We start from the raw sequence: 12,934 nt of genomic DNA, 5'->3' as shown, positions 1-12,934 counted from the left end.
ACGTGAACCGGACGTGAACAGCTCCGGCCTGACCTGCGGCTGAACCGTTCGGTGTCACGGCACGTATGGAAGGGCGAACGCAACCGCCCGGACGGGCGAACGCGTCGCCGGTCTCCCCGTCGCGGGAAGCGAGGTACCGCCATCAGCGACCACGACGCCCAACTGCTGCGCGCGCTGCACGACGAGCACGCCGACGCGCTGTTCGCGCACGCCCTGCGACTGGTCAACGGCGATCGGCCGCGTGCCGAGGACCTCGTGCAGGAGACGCTGCTGCGGGCCTGGCGGCACCCGGAGTCGCTGGACCCACGCCGTGGCTCGGTCCGCGCCTGGCTGTTCACCACCGCCCGGAACCTGGCCATCGACGCCTGGCGTCGACGCTCGGCGCGGGTCGGCGAGGTCTACACCGACGAGCTGCCGGAAACCGCGGAGACGGTCGACGAGACGGAGCGCGCGGTGGAGGCGTGGACGGTGGCCGAGGCGCTCAACCGGCTCAGCCCGACCCACCGCGAGGTGCTGGTCGAATGCTTCTACCAGGGTCGGTCGGTGGCGGAGGCGGCTGCCCGGCTGGGCGTACCGCCGGGCACGGTGAAGTCGCGCACCCACTACGCGCTGCGCTCACTGCGGTTGGCGCTGGCCGAGATGGGGGTGACCGGATGACCCGCTGCGAGTTCGCGCACGACGACGGCGCGTACGTGCTGGGCGCCCTCGCCCCGGCCGACCGCGCCGCCTACGAGCGGCACCTGGGCGGCTGCGCGCAGTGCCGGGAGGCGGTGGCCGAGATCGCCGTGCTCCCCGGCCTGCTGGGCCGGCTCGACCCGGCCGGGCTGGAGCAGTTCCTGGAGGTCGGCCCGAAGACGTCGCGGCTGCCCGCGCTGCTCGACGCCGCGCGGGCGCGCAAGCACCGCGACCGGTCCCGCGCCCGGCGACGGTACGCGTCGACCGCGCTCGCCGCCGCCGTGCTGGCGGTGCTGGCCGGCGTCGGCGTGACAGTGCTCCGGCCGCCGGCCGCGCCGACCACCCGACCGGTGGCGCTGACCTCGATGCGGCCGGTCGCCGGGACCGCGCCGGTGCACGCCGAGGTGGGGCTGACCGAGACGCCGTGGGGCACCGAGGTCACCATGCACTGCGGTTACGACCGGCGGGCCGGGCACCGCGAGGCGTACACGTTCCGGCTGGTGGCGCACGGCCCGGACGGCGCGACCGAGCAGATCGGCTCCTGGCTGGCCGCCCCCGGTGACGACCTGCGCTTCTCCGGCGTCACCCGTTTCACCCGGGGCGACCTGGTCCGCCTGGAACTCCTGCGCGGCGACGAGACCCCCGTCCTCGCCTACGACCTGCGCTGACCGCCCACTCGCCCATCCCCCCACCCCTCTGCCGCTGATTCACGGAAAGCGTGGCTGTTTCGCGCCCCATGGCCCCGCTTTCCGGGAATCAGCGCGGAAGGGCAGGGGGTGCGGGGGAGTGCGGAGTGGGAACGGGGATCCGGGCGGCGGCGCGGGTGCGGCGGGTGTGGCGCAGCGCGTCGACGGTGAAGACCAGCAGGGCCAGCCAGACCAGGGCGAAACCGGCCAACCGGGCCGGCGGCATCGGCTCGTGGAAGATCAGCACGCCGCAGCCGAGCTGGAGGATCGGGGCCAGGTACTGGAGCATGCCGACGGTGGACAGCGGCAGCCGGTTGGCCGCGCCGGCGAAGAGCAGCAACGGGATCGCGGTGGCGGCGCCGGCCAGCACCAGCAGCGCGGTGTGCCCGGCGGAGACGTGCCCGAACGTCGAGTCGCCGCGCGCCGACAGCCAGCCCAGGTACGCCAGGGCGGGCAGCGCCAGCACCGCCGACTCGACGAAGAGCCCCTCGGCGGCGGGCAGGCCGAGCTGCTTCTTGACCAGGCCGTACCCGGCGAAGCTGAACGCGAGCGTGAGCGCCAGCCAGGGCAGGCGCCCGTAGTCGGCGGTGAGCACCGCCACCGCGAGCGCGCCGACACCGAGCGCCGCCCACTGCGTCGGACGCAGCCGTTCCCGCAGCGCGAGCACGCCGAACAGCACCGACACCAACGGGTTGATGAAGTAGCCGAGCGCGGTCTCCACCACCCGGTCGGAGTTCACGCCGTAGATGTAGGTGCCCCAGTTGACAGCGATCAGCGCGGCGGCGAACGCGATGCCGGCCAGCGCCCGGGGCCGCCGGGCCAGCGCCCGCAGGAAACTGACGTGGCGCATGGCGGCCAGCAGCAGCGCCACGAACGCCACCGACCAGATGATCCGGTGCGCGAGGATCTCCACCGGTCCGGCCGGCCGGAGCAGTTTCAGGTAGATCGGAAAGAAACCCCAGAGCAGGTACGCGCCGATGCCGTACAGATAGCCGAGGCGGAGCTGGTTCACCGCTCCACCGTAAGTGGTGAAACCGGTTGTTGATCCTTTCTGGTGAGCGGTGTCACCGCTCGTCCAGCTCCATGTACCGGTCCGCAGCCACCGGGCGGAAGCCGAGCTTGCCGTACACGCCGTGCGCGTCCAGCGTGGCCAGCATGATCCGGCGTACGCCCAGCTCGGCCACATGGTCGCGGACCCCGGCGGTCAGCCAGGTGCCCAGCCCGCGACCCCGCTCGGCCCGGTCCACGTAGACGTCGCACAGCCACGCGAACGTGGCCCGGTCGGTCACCACCCGGCCGACCGCGACCTGCTGGCCGTCGCCGGGGCGGTAGACGCCGAAGCCGATCGAGCCGGCGAAGGCGCGCTCGACCGTCTCCCGTTCCCGCCCCCGCGCCCAGTACGCGTCAGTGGCGAGCCAGGTGTGTACGCGGCCCAGGTCGAGCCGGTCGGGGTCGGTGCTGAGCTGGTAGCCGTCGGCGCGCGTCAGGGTGAACACCCGGCCGAGGCTAGTGCCGCCCCGGGGGCCGCTCGCCAGCCAATTCCCGCGCACTGGCCTGCCCGCCCGGTCGGAGTGCCGGGCGGGCGTCGGGTCTCAGTCGCGGTCGAGGACCGCGCCCAGGATCCAGGTGACGATGCCGACGAGGAGCGCGCCGAGCACCGCCGCCGGCCAGAACCCGTCCACGTGGAAGGGCAGCCCGGCCTCCCCGGCGATCCAGCTGGTGAGCAGGAAGAGCAGGCCGTTCACCACCAGCGCGATCAGACCGAGGGTGAGCAGGTAGAACCCGCAACCCACGGTCTTGATGATCGGCTGGAGCACCGCGTTGACCACGCCGAAGATCACCGCGACGAGCAGTAGCGTCGTCACCGTCTCGGTGGCGGACCCGGAGTCGAGCGTGATGCCCGGGATGAGCAGCGTGGCGAGCCAGAAGGCGACCGCTGTCGACGCCACCCGGATCAGAAGGCCCTTCAGGAAATCCATGGCCGGGATCGTGCCACGCCGCTACCACCGGCGGAAGCGTGCACGCCCTCAGCGACGGGTCGGAGGGCCGACCAACTGCGACTCGACCGGGGTCGGCGACAGCAGGGCCCACCGCAGCGCCCGCCGGTTGACCACCGCCACCATGTCGTCGCGGATCCGGGTGAGCCAGCCGGCGGAACCGCCGAGACCCAGCGCGGTGCCGGCCAGTTCCGCCTCGGCCGGGTCGAGCGGCTGGAGGACGGCCAGGTCGGCGCGGGCCAGCGCGGGGGCGTCCGCCGGGGTCAGCTCGTCGCGGACCACCAGCACCGACTGCCAGGCCGCCGCCGGACCGACCTCCGGCGGCACCGGACCGGCGTCGACCACCAGCAGCAGCGGTCGCAACGGCGAACCGGGCGCCCCGCCGACCGGCCGCCCCGGCGGGAGCAACGGCACCCCGTCGCCCGGACCGCCGACCCCCCGCGCGAACGCCTCCCAGGCGCGTGGCCGGGTGGTCTGCACCGCCACCCGGGCACCGAGCGCCAGCGCCCGCAACACGAGCAACTGCGCGGCGGGCACGCCGCCGACCAGCAGCATCCGGGTCGTCGCCGGGCGGAACAGACGTACGGTGAGCGGGCCGCCGCGCCGGTTGGCGCCCACCATCAGGCCGGACCCACCGACCGGCAGGTCCGGCGCGGCCGGCGGCAGCCCGGCCGGAGGTGCCGCGCCGCCGGTCACCGCCAGCGGCAGGGTGGCGGCCAACCCGGTCAGGTGCTCGCCGTCGAGGCGGCGTAGTTCCGCGCCCGCGGCCCCGGCCACCCGGTCGAGGGCCCGTTCGGCGATTGCCAGCTCCGCCACGCTCCCGGCGGCCACCCGGACGGTCAGCTCGGCCGGGGGCGCCGCGGCATCGGCGCGGGGGCCGACGCAGAGCGCGACGGTGGTGGCGGTGGCCGGCACGGCCAGCAGCCGGGGCACCAGCCCACCGGCGGTCCCGCCCCGCGGATCCGGCCAGCGACGCAGCCGCCACGTGGCCTGCGTCAGCCCACCCACGGTGAGCAGCGGCCAGGTCTCCCGGGCCGGGGCGCCGGCCTCGTGATGGGCCAGCTCGGCGATCACCCGCAGTGCGGCCGGCACGCCCAGCGGCCGGCCGACGAGCGGGCCGAGCCGGCGGACGATCCGCCGGACCGTACCGGAGAGCGCCCGCAGCAGTTCGTCGTCCGACCAGCCGTCGGCCCGCAGCACCCGCACGGCCAGCACCACCCGGGCGCGCCCGGCCAGCCGACCGTCGGTGAGCTGGCGGTAGGACGTCCCGGCCGGACCGGCCGCCACGGCCGGCACGGGGGCCGGCGAGGCGGAAAAGACCAGCTGGAGCCGGACCGGAGGGCTCTCCGGGCCGGCGGGCGGGAGCAGGTCGGGCGGCGCCGGGAGCGACTGGGGACGGTCGCCGAGCAGGTCGTCCGGATCGCCGAGTTCCAGCAGCGCGGTCAACCCGGCGGCGTCGTGCAGCACGGCGGCCGGACCGCCGGCCAGCTCCGCGGCGTGCGCCACCGTGCCCGGCCCGACCAGGTCCAGCAGCGCCGAGGGATCGGTGGCCGGCGGCAGGGCGCGGCGACGACTGAGGTACGCCGCGCCGACGGTGAGCCATTCGTGCAGCCAGCGGCCCCGGAACCGGACCCACGCGGCGGGCACCAGCAGCGCCGCGCAGAACAGCGCGACGGCGGTCGGCACGACGCCCCGCCCCACGGCGGCCACCAGGACCGCTGCCGCGACCTGTGTCGTCACGATCTGCCCGGCGCGGACCCGTCGACCGGGCCGCGCCCTCCACTGTGGGGGCAGGGCGGGCGCGGGCCGGTCCATGGTGCTCGCGGTCACCGCACCTCCTCGTCGGCCCGCCGGGTGACGCCGCCGTGGCACATCGTAGTGGCGTCGTTGTCCACAGGGGAGGCCCGGGGGGTAGCAGAACCGGACCGGGACGGCTACCGTCAGCGACGAAAATCGTTACGCGTGCGCCCGCCGTCTCCCTCCCCCTCAGGCGGCCGCGAGCGCCGCGCCGACGAGTCCACGGTGGTCACGCCGGTGGCCAGCCACGACCGAGGAGACGAGGTGACGTCCGGGATGTCCCAGACCCAGGCAGAAGCCGCGGTGATGCAGCAGACCGCCGCGAAGTTCGAGCAGGTCGACCAGTCGCTCCAGACCATGCTCAGCGGCCTGATGGCCGAGCTCGAAGTGTTGCAGCAGGCGTGGCGAGGCGCCGGCGGGCGCTCGTTCGCGCAGGTCAAGCAGCAGTGGGCGCAGGACCAGGCGGCCCTGCAACGGGCACTGCGCGAGACGGCCACCGCGATCCGCACCGCCGGCCGCCAGTACGACGTCTCCGACACCGAGGCCGCCGGCCGGGTGGCCGGCACCAACCGCGGCATCCAGCTGCCGCTCTAGATGATCGGAAGGATCGAAACCATGGAGCACGGTGTGCTGGTCGTCAACTTCGCCGCCCTGCAACAGGCCGGCGCCGACATCCAACGGGCGCTGACCACCCTCGAGAGCCAGCTCGGGCAGCTCGAACGGGACGCGGCACCGCTGGTGGCGAGCTGGAACGGTGCGGCGCGCGAGGCGTACGAGCAGCGGCAGTCCCGGTGGCGGGCCGCCTCGCAGGACATGCAGGCGATGCTGCGCGACATCAAGCTCGCGGTGGAGGACTCCGCGACCGACTACCTCGACACCGAGAAGCGCAACGCGAACCTGTTCCACTGAGCCGGGTGCGGCCCGGGTGCCCACCACCCGGGCCGGCCCCGTCCGTCGGTCAGGCCGGGCCGGCCGGGTGCCAGCGTCGGCGTGCCCCCCGGGGCAGCACCACGGCCAGCAGCGCCACGAGCACCGCCGCGCCACCTGTCACACCGGCCACCAGCAGCGCCCGGCTCCGGGCCGTGGCCCGGCGGGACTGGCGGGCGAGCGCGGCCGGGTCCGGCCGGTCAGCCGGGAGCGCGGCACCCCGCTCGGGTGGGGCGTCCGCCCCGCCGGGCGACTCGGTCACCGCGCGGTACGGATTGAGCACCCCGGCGCCGTAGCCCTCGCTCCGTCCCGGCGCCGGGTCGGTGCCGGCCACGATCCGCCCGGCGACCTCGGCCGCGTGCAGGCCGGGGCGGTACTGCCGCAGCAACGCCGCGGTGCCGGCGACGAACGGCGTGGCGTAACTGGTCCCCTCCGCCCGGCGGTGGCCCTGCCGGGGCGCCGCCATCAGCACCTCGCTACCCGGGGCGACCAGGTCGACGTACGGGCCGGTCTGGGAGAAGGCGGCGCGCGTCCCGTCCCGCCCGATCGCGCCGACGCCCAGCACCCCGTCGTACGCGGCCGGGAAGGGCCGGGGGTCACCACTGTCGTGCAGGTTGCCGGCGGCGGCCACCACCACCACGTCCCGCCGCACCGCGTAGGCGACCGCGGCGCGCACCGCCGGGTCGTCCGCGTACAGCACGACCGAGAGGTTGAGCACGTCGGCGTCGTGGTCCACGGCCCAGCGGACGGCCCGGGCGAAGTCGGCCGCGTCGACCGTACGACCCGACTCCCGACCGTCGACCACCTGCTGTTCGCTGACCCGTACCGGCAGGATGCGCGCGCCCGGCGCGAGCCCCCGGAACGCGACGCCCGGCCGGGGCGTGGCGGCGATGATGCTTGCCACGCCGGTGCCGTGCCCGGCGCAGTCGCGGGTGCCGTCACCGCCCGGGTCGAGGAAGTCGGCGCCGGGCAGCACCCGGCCGGCGAGCTGCGGATGGGACCGGTCCACGCCCGAGTCGACCACCGCCACCACCACGCCCGCGCCGGTCGCGAGCGGGGCCAGTCGGTCCGGCGCGTACCGTTGCTGGGGCCACGGTTGCTCGGCCACCGGGCGGGCCGGTGCGGGCGGCGTGGCGCAGCCGGACGGCGCGCGGGCCGCCGCCGCCGGGGCCGCCGGCAGGCCGGAGACGAGGAGGGTCGCCAGCGCGGTCGCGGTCGGGCGCGCGAGGGGCCGAGGCATCGACGACCTCCGTAACGTGTCGACTCCGGAACGGGATGTTAGCGCCTCGCCGACGCCACGGCCGACCGTCGATGGCCAGGCATTGTGATCTTGTTTCCACCTTGTAGGTTGTAGGCGATGCCTGTGGCCTGTGCACGGAAGGAGAGGTGGCCGTGACCGGATGGGAGCCGGCCACCGAGGCCGAGGTGGCGATGCGGGACGCGCTGCGAGCGCAGGACCAGCAGCAGTACTTCCGCGTCCTGACCCGCGTCGATCTGGTGCTGCCGGTCGCCGGTGGCCCCACCGCGGGGTGGGGCACCTGGACCTCCGAGGGCCGCACGCACGTGCTGGCGTTCACGTCGGTCGCCGCGCTGCGCGCCAGTCTGGGCGAGAACGCCGGCGCCACGCGTCTCGTCGCGTACCCGGATCTGGCCGCCGGCTGGCCCAACCAGGAGTGGTGGCTGGCGGTGAACCCCGGCCTGCCCGTCGAGGGCTACCTGCCCGCCTGGTACGTAGCCCAGCTCGCCCGGGGTGACGTCCGGCTGCCCGGCCGGACCATGGGCGCCCGCGCCCGCCTGGAGCGGGTGGAGAACGCCGCCCGGGCCGCCCGCGACGGTGCTTCCGCGTCGGCCCGCGACGGTGCTCCCGGACCGGTCCGCGACGGTGCTTCCGCGCCGGCCCGCGACGGTGCTCCCGGACCGGTCCGCGACGGTGCTTCCGCGCCGGTCCGCGACGGTGCTTCCGCGTCGGCCCGCGACGGTGCTTCGGCGCCGGTCGGCGACGGTGCTCCCGGACCGGTCCGCGACGGCGGCGCCGAGTCCGGCCGCTTCGGTGTCCCGAAACCCGCCCGCGAGGCACCGTCCGTCCCGGTTCCCGCCGCCGCGACACCGCCGGCACCGGTCCCGTCCGGCCGCGGCGGGTGGGTGGCCGAGGCCGAGGAGCCGGCCACCGTACCCATGCGATCCGTTCCCCTCCTGGGCCGCCGCGCCCCGACCGCGCCGCGCCGCCGCCCGGCGCCCGGTGACCACGGCCGCGCCGTGGCGGGCGACGGACCCGACCCGGACGCGCTCGACGGTTGGCTCACCGACCTGCGTCGCCGTCCCGACGAGCCGGACCCGTTCGCCGCCGGCCGCGCAACGCCGGACGAGCCACCGGTGCCGCCGGCCCCACCGCCGGCCCGCTCCTTCTTCGAGCCCACGTCGGGCCGGGCGACCCGGCGGCCCTCGCCGCTGGACGCCCCCCGGCGGGCCGGCGAGCGGGCGACGCCGCCGTCCCGGTTCGCCGGTGGCCAACCGTTCCCCCGGCGCCGGCCGCTGAACGAGCCGGTGCGCGAGGACCAGACCCGGGCGTTCCGGGTGGGGGCGGACGAGCCGGCGCCGACGCCGGCCGGGCCGACCTCACCGTTCCGGCCGGCCCGGCCGCCCGAGGACATCCCCCGGACGCTGCCCCGCCGGCACTCCGGCCCGCCCGCGCCGGACCGGTGGGCCGGGACGGTCACCGACCGCGACGCGCCCGGCCTGGCCCCGCTCGACGACCCGGCGGAAGCCGAGGCGCTGCCGCCGTCGATCGCCGAGCCGGTGTCCGCTCCGCCCGCGCCGCGCCGCGACTTCACGCCGATCGTCATCGAGGGCACCGTCATCGAGGCCCGCGACCTGACCGCACCCGTGGCGGCCGGGCCAGCTTCCGAGGGGTACGCCGCCACCGGCCCTGTCGCGTCCGGGGTGGACGCCTCCGCGCCGACCGCGCCGCCGACCGTCGGCGAGCCCGCCCGGGCCGACGAGCGCCGGGCGTCCGAGCCGTTCGCCACCGAGCCGTCCACTGCTGACGCGGTGCCGACCGAGCCGTTCGCCACCGGACTGTTCCCGACCGGGTCGTCGGTCACCGACCCGTTCGCCACGGGGTCGTCGGTCACCGACCCGTTCGTCACCGAGCCGTCGGTCACCGACCCGTTCGCGACCGAGCCGTTCGTCGCCGGGTCGCACTCCGACCAGGTCGGGTCGGCGCGGCAGACGGCGGCGCCGCTCTCGCCGGCCGCCACCCCGCCGTTCCCGTCCCCGGCCGCCGAGCCGGCCACGTCGGTGTTCGGCCTGATCCGACCGGCCGAGACATCCGTCCCGGTGGACGCGGCACCGGTGTCGGACGATCCGACGGTGTCGTTCGCCGGGCCGGCCACGCCCCCGGACGAGCCGACGGTGTCGCTGTTCGAGCCGACCACGTCGCTGTTCGCCCCGTCGTCGGTGTCGGACGAGCGGGGCGCCCCGGTGGCGTCCTCCGCCGAGGAAGCCACCACGTCACTGTTCGAGCCGGCGTCCTCCCCGGCCGAACCGACGACGTCCCTGTTTGCGCCGTCACCCCCGGATGAGCCGACCACGTCGTTGTTCGCGCCGGCCGCGGACGGGGCGGCCACCGCGTCGATCGCGCCGGTCGCGGATGAGCCGACGATGTCCTTGTCCGCGCCGGCCGTCGATGAGCCGACCACGTCGCTGTTCGCGCCGGTTGCGGATGAGCCGGCCACTGCGTCGTTCGTGCCGGTCGCGGATGAGCCGACCACGTCGTTGTTCGCGCCGTCGCTGTCCGACGAGCCGACCACGTCGTTGTTCGCGCCGTCGCTGTCCGACGAGCCGGCCTCGTCGGCGGAGACGACGGAGGCGATCCCGTACGCCCCGGCCGAGGAGTCGCCCGTCGAGCCGGTGACCGACGGCACCGGCCGCCCGACGGCCGAACCGGACTTCGTACCGGCGAACGAGGTGGAGGAGGAGTTGCTGGCGGCTGCCGCCAGCGGTAACACCGACGGCTTCCTCACCACGCTGCTGCTGGCCCGGGTGCTGTTGCCGGTCGCGTTCGACTCGGCGGCGCGCACCCGGCCCGGCGATCCGGGTTTCGCCTGGCGCACCGAGACGGTCGACGGGGTGCGGTACGTGGCGGTCTACACCTCGCCGGAGCGGCTCGCCGATCACGCCGACGGGCCGATCGACACGGTACGGGTCAAGTTCGTCCAGCTCATCCGCCAGTGGCCGGACGTGGCCTGGTCGTTCCGGGTGAACCCGGGCACGCCGGTCGGTGCGGCGTACCCGGGGGAGCAGGTTCTCGCGCTGGCCAACTGGGCGGCCGAGGTGGGACTCGGCGACGATCCGGAGACCGAGCCGGAGCCACCCGCCGCCGGACCGGCGCCCACGGCCGGGCCCCGTCCGGACGCGCCACCGGCGAAACCGACCCCTCCGGTGATCATGCAGAAGGCGATCGCGGCGAGCCAGCTCGCCTACTACCTGGAGCGTGGCTACGACCGGGTTTCCGGTTTCGTGCACCGGGCCGGCGAGCTGGCCCACCTGCGTACTCCGGCGGAGCTGTTCGACGCGCTCGGTCTCGGCCATCCCGGGTCCCCGTTCTCCCGGGACGCCGAGGAGCTCTACCTGCTGCGCTGGCCGGCGTACCGGCCGAGCCTCTACCGGATCCCGTACGGCGGGCAGAACGAGGCCGCGATGCGGGCGATGGAGGGCTGGGTGATCGAGCGGTACCCGTTCCGGGGCAACGGCTTCGCCCCGGGCGAGAGCAGCGACGTGATCGCCGAGTTCAAGGTGGACAGTGCCCGGTTGCCGCACGGCGCCGAGCTGTGGCGGGTCGCCGCCGGCGGTGACGCCCGACTGGTCGCGGTGTTGGACACCGACGCGCTGCTGTGGCGGAAGGCGGACGGGGCGTGACCCGCGACGGCTACGTGGCGCGCTGGCGCGGCCGGGAGTACCAGGCCAGCCCGGACGGCGACGACGTGCGGCTCTACCAGCCCGAACCGGATGAGGGCTTCACCGAGGCGCGCCCCGGCCGGTACGTCCGGGTGGTGCCGGCGGCCGAGGTCGACGACCTGGCGTACGTGCGGACCACCTGCACCTGGCAGGGGCAGCCGTTCATCGTGCTGGCCGAGCACGAGGGCTGGTTGCGGGTGGAGTACACCGGGGGGCGCTGGCCGGTGGCGGAGGCGATGGGGTTGGAGGCCTTCGACTTCGGCGTCTACCAGGGTTGGGCGCCCGCGACCGAGGTGGCCGGTCTGGGCGAGCAGCGGGTCTGAGTCAGGACTTCGCCCACCGCAGGATCTCGCCGAGCACCACGTCCCGGGCCTCCACGTGCGGGAAGTGGCCCACCCCGTCGAGCAGCCGCCACTCGTACGCGGCGCTGACGTAACGGCCGGAGCCCTGCGCGGTGCGGGGGAGCGAGGCCCGGTCCAGCGCGCCGTGCAGTTGCAGGGTCGGGGTGACCAGCGGCTTCTGCATCAGCTTGACGAACCGGTAGCCGTGCAGCCGCAGCACTGACCGGAACGCCCAGCGGTAGCCCTCCAGGGCGCAGAAGGCGGCCTGCGGGATCTGCATCGCCACCCGGCAGCACCGGGCGTAGTCGTCGAAGTCCGGCCCGTCGATCCAGGCCGGCCCGCCCCAGCGGCGCAGCATCTCCGTCACCTCGGCGGCGCCGTCCCGGGTCAGCACGTGCTCGTAGCGGGGGAGTTGGAACTTCAGCGTCGCCGTGGCGGACGCGAACTGGCCGCGCGGGTCGGCGACGATGGCGGCCCGCAGCCGGAGCGGGTGCGGTGCGCCGAGCACCACGAGCCGGCGGACCAGCGTGGGGTGGAACGAGGCGGCGGTCCAGCCGATGAGGCCGCCCACGCCGGTGCCGACCACGGTGGCGGACCGCTCGCCGAGCGCGCGGATCAGGCCGGCCACGTCGGCGGCGAGCGTGTAGCCGTCGTACCCCCGGGGTGGCTTGTCGCTCGCGCCGTAACCGCGCAGGTCGACGGCGACCGCGCGGAAGCCGGCGTCGGCGACCGCCGGCAGCATCTCGTGCCAGGCGTACCAGTATTCCGGGAAGCCGTGCAGGAAGAGCACCATCGGGCCGGTGCCCGCCTCGACGACGTGGAACCGGCTGCCGTTGGCGCCGACGAACCGGTGCGTCCACGGCCCTTCGGGCAGGACGCAGGATTCGTCGGCGAATCCGCCGCGCTGGTCGGTCATGGGGCACAGCCTAGGGCCGCCGGTCGCCCACCGGCCCCGCAGGTGCGCAGGATCAGGGGATTCTCCGGGGAACGCGGTCGAGCGGGTCAGGCCACGCGTTCGATGCGCAGCAGGCCGACGAGCCGTCCCGGCCCGCACTCGACGCCCGCCGGTGGCGGGCCGACGGTGACCCGGACCCAGGTGCCGGCGGGCCAGGTGCCCTGGTCCGGGCCGTACAGGGCGTGTTCCTGGCCGTCGTCGGTGACCAGCGTGTAGCAGGGGCCCGCTCCGCCGTGGCTGATCCGGCCGGCGAGGACGTTCGACTTGCGCTGGTCGGTGGGGTGCCGTGGTGGCCCGGTCGGCGGCCGGAGCGTCGGCAGGTCGGTGGCGGAGAGCGGGCGTCGCCCGGAGGAGGCGGCCGGGGCCGGTGCGGCGGTGGCCGATGCGGTGGGGGGCGTCGGTTCCGGCGTGGAGCTGACGGGTTCGGTGGGGCCGCCCGGTTCGGCGGCGCGCCCGGACGCGGGCACGTCTCCTCCGTCTCCCGGGTTCGCGCAGCCGGCCAGCGCCAGGGCCAGGGGCAGCGCGAGGACCGCGGCGAGGCGGCGGTCGAGGGTTGTGGTCACCCGCTTGGGACGCGCCGTGGGTCGCGACGGTTCCCGA

The 12,934-nt window shown here is 75.7% G+C and carries 13 protein-coding genes; 6 read left to right on the top strand and 7 right to left on the bottom strand.

What is annotated here, in order from left to right; all coding sequences use genetic code 11:
* Window positions 1–162: 162 nt before the first annotated feature.
* Window positions 163–657: a sigma-70 family RNA polymerase sigma factor gene (locus VKK44_RS26880; RefSeq protein WP_233219431.1), complete on the top strand. Its 495-nt coding sequence runs from the start codon at window positions 163–165 to the stop codon at window positions 655–657.
* Window positions 654–1,343 (top strand): anti-sigma factor family protein, encoded by a 690-nt coding sequence (locus VKK44_RS26875; protein WP_343443970.1) that lies wholly within the window; start codon window positions 654–656, stop codon window positions 1,341–1,343. Before VKK44_RS26880 ends, VKK44_RS26875 begins: the two co-directional genes overlap by 4 nt.
* An 88-nt stretch (window positions 1,344–1,431) precedes the next feature.
* Here VKK44_RS26875 and rarD read toward each other — a convergent pair whose 3' ends face one another.
* From rarD to eccE, 4 genes are all read right to left on the bottom strand, one after another.
* Window positions 1,432–2,373: an EamA family transporter RarD gene (gene rarD / locus VKK44_RS26870; RefSeq protein ID WP_343443969.1), complete on the bottom strand. Its 942-nt coding sequence runs from the start codon at window positions 2,371–2,373 to the stop codon at window positions 1,432–1,434.
* A 52-nt stretch (window positions 2,374–2,425) separates the two neighbouring features.
* Entirely contained in the window at window positions 2,426–2,857 is a 432-nt protein-coding gene (locus tag VKK44_RS26865) for a GNAT family N-acetyltransferase (protein WP_343443968.1), read from the bottom strand.
* Between the two features lie 96 nt (window positions 2,858–2,953).
* Window positions 2,954–3,340 carry a phage holin family protein gene (locus VKK44_RS26860; protein ID WP_107154690.1) on the bottom strand — a complete coding sequence of 129 codons (387 nt, stop codon included), beginning with the start codon at window positions 3,338–3,340 and terminating at the stop codon, window positions 2,954–2,956.
* 48 nt (window positions 3,341–3,388) lie between these two features.
* Window positions 3,389–5,173, bottom strand: a complete 1,785-nt coding sequence (eccE, locus tag VKK44_RS26855) for a type VII secretion protein EccE (RefSeq protein ID WP_458351692.1) — start codon at window positions 5,171–5,173, stop codon at window positions 3,389–3,391.
* Window positions 5,174–5,431: 258 nt separating this feature from the next.
* Here eccE and VKK44_RS26850 point away from each other — a divergent pair, with 258 nt between their 5' ends.
* Window positions 5,432–5,749 (top strand): WXG100 family type VII secretion target, encoded by a 318-nt coding sequence (locus VKK44_RS26850; protein WP_091322065.1) that lies wholly within the window; start codon window positions 5,432–5,434, stop codon window positions 5,747–5,749.
* 21 nt (window positions 5,750–5,770) lie between these two features.
* The gene (locus VKK44_RS26845; protein WP_343443966.1) at window positions 5,771–6,064 is read left to right on the top strand and encodes a WXG100 family type VII secretion target; all 294 of its coding nucleotides are present in this window, start codon (window positions 5,771–5,773) and stop codon (window positions 6,062–6,064) included.
* A gap of 49 nt (window positions 6,065–6,113) precedes the next feature.
* Here the strand turns inward: VKK44_RS26845 and mycP are convergent, their stop codons facing one another.
* Window positions 6,114–7,322, bottom strand: coding sequence for a type VII secretion-associated serine protease mycosin (mycP, locus tag VKK44_RS26840; protein ID WP_343443965.1), 1,209 nt, complete (start codon window positions 7,320–7,322; stop codon window positions 6,114–6,116).
* A gap of 152 nt (window positions 7,323–7,474) precedes the next feature.
* Between mycP and VKK44_RS26835 the strand changes: the two genes are divergently transcribed.
* Together VKK44_RS26835 and VKK44_RS26830 are read left to right on the top strand one after the other, a co-directional pair.
* Entirely contained in the window at window positions 7,475–10,999 is a 3,525-nt protein-coding gene (locus tag VKK44_RS26835; protein WP_343443964.1) for an SseB family protein, read from the top strand.
* Window positions 10,996–11,361: a hypothetical protein gene (locus tag VKK44_RS26830; RefSeq protein ID WP_343443963.1), complete on the top strand. Its 366-nt coding sequence runs from the start codon at window positions 10,996–10,998 to the stop codon at window positions 11,359–11,361. The genes VKK44_RS26835 and VKK44_RS26830 overlap by 4 nt, the downstream gene beginning before the upstream one ends.
* A gap of 1 nt (window position 11,362) precedes the next feature.
* Here the strand turns inward: VKK44_RS26830 and VKK44_RS26825 are convergent, their stop codons facing one another.
* Both VKK44_RS26825 and VKK44_RS26820 read right to left on the bottom strand, forming a co-directional pair.
* Complete coding sequence (locus VKK44_RS26825; protein WP_343443962.1) at window positions 11,363–12,295, bottom strand: alpha/beta fold hydrolase; 933 nt, start codon at window positions 12,293–12,295, stop codon at window positions 11,363–11,365.
* Between the two features lie 86 nt (window positions 12,296–12,381).
* On the bottom strand, window positions 12,382–12,897 hold the full coding sequence (locus VKK44_RS26820; protein ID WP_343443961.1) for a hypothetical protein: 516 nt from the start codon (window positions 12,895–12,897) through the stop codon (window positions 12,382–12,384).
* Between the last annotated feature and the right edge of the window lie 37 nt (window positions 12,898–12,934).

Origin of the sequence: Micromonospora sp. DSM 45708, assembly GCF_039566955.1 — a bacterium.
Lineage (GTDB): Bacteria > Actinomycetota > Actinomycetes > Mycobacteriales > Micromonosporaceae > Micromonospora.
This window is presented reverse-complemented; position numbering and strand designations above follow the sequence as displayed.

Excerpts from the sequence above, each read along its gene's own strand:
- VKK44_RS26825 (WP_343443962.1), bottom strand. The coding sequence starts at position 12,295 with ATGACCGACCAGCGCGGCGGATTCGCCGACGAATCCTGCGTCCTGCCC.
- VKK44_RS26875 (WP_343443970.1), top strand. The coding sequence starts at position 654 with ATGACCCGCTGCGAGTTCGCGCACGACGACGGCGCGTACGTGCTGGGC.
- eccE (WP_458351692.1), bottom strand. The coding sequence starts at position 5,173 with ATGGACCGGCCCGCGCCCGCCCTGCCCCCACAGTGGAGGGCGCGGCCC.
- VKK44_RS26845 (WP_343443966.1), top strand. The coding sequence starts at position 5,771 with ATGGAGCACGGTGTGCTGGTCGTCAACTTCGCCGCCCTGCAACAGGCC.
- mycP (WP_343443965.1), bottom strand. The coding sequence starts at position 7,322 with ATGCCTCGGCCCCTCGCGCGCCCGACCGCGACCGCGCTGGCGACCCTC.
- VKK44_RS26860 (WP_107154690.1), bottom strand. The coding sequence starts at position 3,340 with ATGGATTTCCTGAAGGGCCTTCTGATCCGGGTGGCGTCGACAGCGGTC.
- VKK44_RS26850 (WP_091322065.1), top strand. The coding sequence starts at position 5,432 with ATGTCCCAGACCCAGGCAGAAGCCGCGGTGATGCAGCAGACCGCCGCG.